General features: G+C 73.3%; 2 protein-coding genes and 1 pseudogene. All 3 read right to left on the bottom strand.

Going from position 1 to position 3202, the window contains the following annotated elements:
* A pseudogene (locus tag QH283_RS23160) lies at nucleotides 1-266 on the bottom strand (hypothetical protein); the annotation flags it as partial.
* Between the two features lie 57 nt (nucleotides 267-323).
* Nucleotides 324-1430, bottom strand: coding sequence for a DoxX family protein (locus tag QH283_RS23155; protein WP_280505050.1), 1107 nt, complete (start codon nucleotides 1428-1430; stop codon nucleotides 324-326).
* Between the two features lie 85 nt (nucleotides 1431-1515).
* Nucleotides 1516-3202 (bottom strand): N-acyl-D-amino-acid deacylase family protein (locus tag QH283_RS23150; RefSeq protein ID WP_280505049.1); only part of this gene is annotated, 1687 nt, incomplete at its 5' end.

The following is a 3202-nucleotide window of genomic DNA, read 5'->3' as shown; positions in this document are numbered from 1 at the left end:
CTGCTGGCCGAGATCGCCAAGGAGCGTGGCGCGCAGGCAGCCGAGCCGCCGCGGCGGCGCGGCCTGTTAGGTCGCGGCTGAGCGAGCACCCGCTGCCGCGGCCCCAGTGGCCGCCCCCGGGCCCCGCCGGGCCCCCCCCCCCCCCCCGCCCCGGGGTCCCAATTCCTCTCGCGGCCCCCCGCGCCGGCGCCCCCCCCCCCCCCCCCCCCCCCCCCCCCCGCCTCGGAGTAGCCGCCGCCCCGGCGGTCCCGCGCTCTCCCTGACATCCGCGGAACCGGCCGGGACCCGTGGCGGCCACTCGGGCCGCGGCAGCCGGTGCTCGCTCAGCCGCGACCGAACAGGCCGCGCCGCCGCGGCGGCTCGGCTGCCTGCGCGCCACGCTCCTTGGCGATCTCGGCCAGCAGGGCGCTGCGCTGCTTGGCGATCTCGCTCAATTCGGCGCCGCGGTGCTTGGCCCGCTCGCCCAGTTCGACGCCCCGCTCCTTCGCCACCCCGGCCAGCCCGGCGCCGCGGTACTTGGCCAGGCTGCTCAGCTCGGCGCCACGGTGCTTCGTGCGCTCGCCCAGTTCCACCCCGCGTTCCTTGGCGATCTCGGCGATCTCGGTCCCGCGGTGCCTGGCGATCTCGCCGAGCTCGGCGCCGCGTTCCCTGGCGACCTCGGCGAGCTCCGCCCCGCGCTCCTTGGCGGTGAGCGCCACCGGAGCGGTGCGTTCCTTCGCGGTCTCGGCCAGCGGGAGCGCCTTCTGTTTGGCGGTCTCGGCGAGCGGGACGGCGCGCTCCTTGGCCGCGCCGACCAGCGCCGCGCCGCGCTCCTTGGCGGTGGCGGCCCACTCGGGGCCGTGAGTCTGGACGGCCCCGGCCAGTTCGGAACTCTTGGCCGCGGCCACCGAGCCGAGCGTCTTGGCCCGCTCGGCCGCCTCGGTCGCGTAGTGCTGGAGCGTCTCGCCGGTGCCCTCGCCCGCGCTCGCCCCGATCGGCAGGGCGGCCGAGACACTGGCCGCGGCGGCCTTGGCGGCGCGCCTGCCGCGCCAGCCCAGCGAGGGCTTGCCCTCGGTGTCGGCGCCGGCGATGAGCAGGCCGCCGAGCAGGCTCACGTCCTTGAGGAACGCGGCGCGCTTGGCCTGCTTCTTGTCCGGGTCGGCCTCGGCCCAGAAGTCCTGCTGGGTGACCGTGGCGGGCAGCACGGACGCGGCCAGCACCAGCGAGGCCAGCCGTGGGGCCTTGCCGAGGGCGAGCAGAACACCGCCGGAGACCTGGGCGACGGCATTGACCCTGATGACGGTGTCCGGGTCGGCGGGCAGCCGGCTCGCCACGCTCTCCGGCAGCGCGGCCGCGGCTTTCGCGCGCGGTTCGGGGTTGATCAGCGTGTCGACCCCGTCGTAGACGAAAGCGCTCGCCAGCAGCGGTCGGGCAAGTCGGCGCAGCAACATGGAACGTCACCCCTTCCTCGGTGGTTCATCCCGGGGCGGATTCCCTGGCGCGCCGAGGTCAAACAACCCGGAAGGGAGGCGTGGTTCAGTTCGCGCGCAGGAACCTTCCGGTGCGCCGCAGGCCGAGCGTCTCGGCGGCCACGCCATCGCCGAAGACGTACTCGCCGCCGACGAACACCGCCTTCACCGCGCCGTCGTTGCGGTTGACCATGCGTTCGAGATTGCCGTACTGCGCGACCGGCGCCTCGGCGTAGGCGTCGAGCTCGCCGTCGAGCCGGTCGGGATCGAGCAGCACGAGATCGGCGCGATCGCCCTCGCGCAGCGTGCCCGCGTCGATGCCGTACCACTGGCCGAGTTCGCCGGTGAGCCGGTGCACCGCCCGTTCCATCGACAGCACCGGCCTGCCCGCGCGTTCGGCGTCGTACATGCGGCGCAGGAAGCGCAGCCCGAAGTTGTAGAAGGCCATGTTGCGCAGGTGCGCGCCCGCGTCGGAGAAGCCCATCTGCACACCGGGATCGGCGGCGAGCCGGTCGAGCATCTCGGGCCGGTGCCCGGAGATGGTGGTGCGCCAGCGCAGTTTGTCGCCGTGTTCGACGACCAGGTCGAGGAAGGCGTCCACCGGGTGCAGCCCGCCCCGGTCCAGCCCGACCTGGCCGAACGACTTGCCGATCACCGCCGGGTCGGGACAGTCGACGATCTCGGCGTCGAAGAAGTCGCGATGCCACACCCGGGGGCCGAACTTCTTGTCGTAGTCCTTGCGGAAGCGTCGCCGGTAGTCCGGGTCGGCCAGCAGCTCGCGGCGCTTGTCCACCTGGTTGGACAGGTGCATGGCGGCCGCGCCTGACCCGAACTCCTCGAAGATCACCAGGTCGATGCCGTCGGCGTAGACCTCGAACGGCACCGGCAGATGCTGCCAGCGGAAGTCCGCGCCGAGTGCGTTGAGCACCTTCGACATCACCGTGAAGATCCCGATCACCGGCAGGGCCTTGAGGTCGGCGGCCGACAGCAGGCTGACCTTCAGCGCCCGCCGCCCCAGCCCGAGGGCGGCGGCGGCCATCAGGCCGATGGTGTGCGGGCGGGAAGCGTCCGGGCCGCCCTGGAGCACCCGGCCGCGCCTGCGCAGGATCGAGTTCAGCCTGCGCTTCTCCTTCGCGGTGGCGAAGGTCGACGGCAGCGTGCGCGAGCGGCAGAACTCACCGTCGAGCTTGTCGAAACGCAACTGCTGGGAGGACATGCCGACGAAGCCGGCGTCCAGCGCCTCCTCCAGCCAGCGCGCCATGGTGTCGAGTTCGGCGGCGACGGGCCGCACGTCGGCGCGCGTGGCGCGGTCGAGGCCCATGACCGCCGCGCGCATGTCGGAGTGGCCGATGAAAGCCGCCACGTTCGGGCCGAGCGGCAACTGCTCGAGCGCTCGCGCGTACTCGGCGGCGCTCGTCCACGACTTGTGCTTTTCCACGGCGTCGATCACGTGGTGGCGGGGGATGGCCTCGACCCGGCCGAACAGATCGCCCGCGGTCTCCGCGCCCACGTGCACGGTGGAGATGGAACACGACCCGATCAACACCGTGGTGACGCCGTGCCGCAGCGATTCCAGCAGCGCGGGTGAGCCGAGGATCTCCACGTCGTAGTGGGTGTGGATGTCGAGCATGCCGGGCAGCACCCATTTGCCGGTGCCGTCGAGCACCCGAGGACATCCGGTCGTGTCCAGCGGCTCGGCCGACACGGCGGCGACCCGGCCGTCGCGCAGGCCGATGTGGCGGATGGCCGAGGGC

Origin of the sequence: Nocardia farcinica (genome assembly GCF_029867845.1) — a bacterium.
In the GTDB taxonomy this organism is placed as follows: domain Bacteria; phylum Actinomycetota; class Actinomycetes; order Mycobacteriales; family Mycobacteriaceae; genus Nocardia; species Nocardia farcinica_A.
This window is presented reverse-complemented; position numbering and strand designations above follow the sequence as displayed.

What these genes read in the sequence shown, in the direction of transcription:
- QH283_RS23155 (WP_280505050.1), bottom strand. Translation starts at nt 1,430, where the DNA reads ATGTTGCTGCGCCGACTTGCCCGACCGCTGCTGGCGAGCGCTTTCGTC.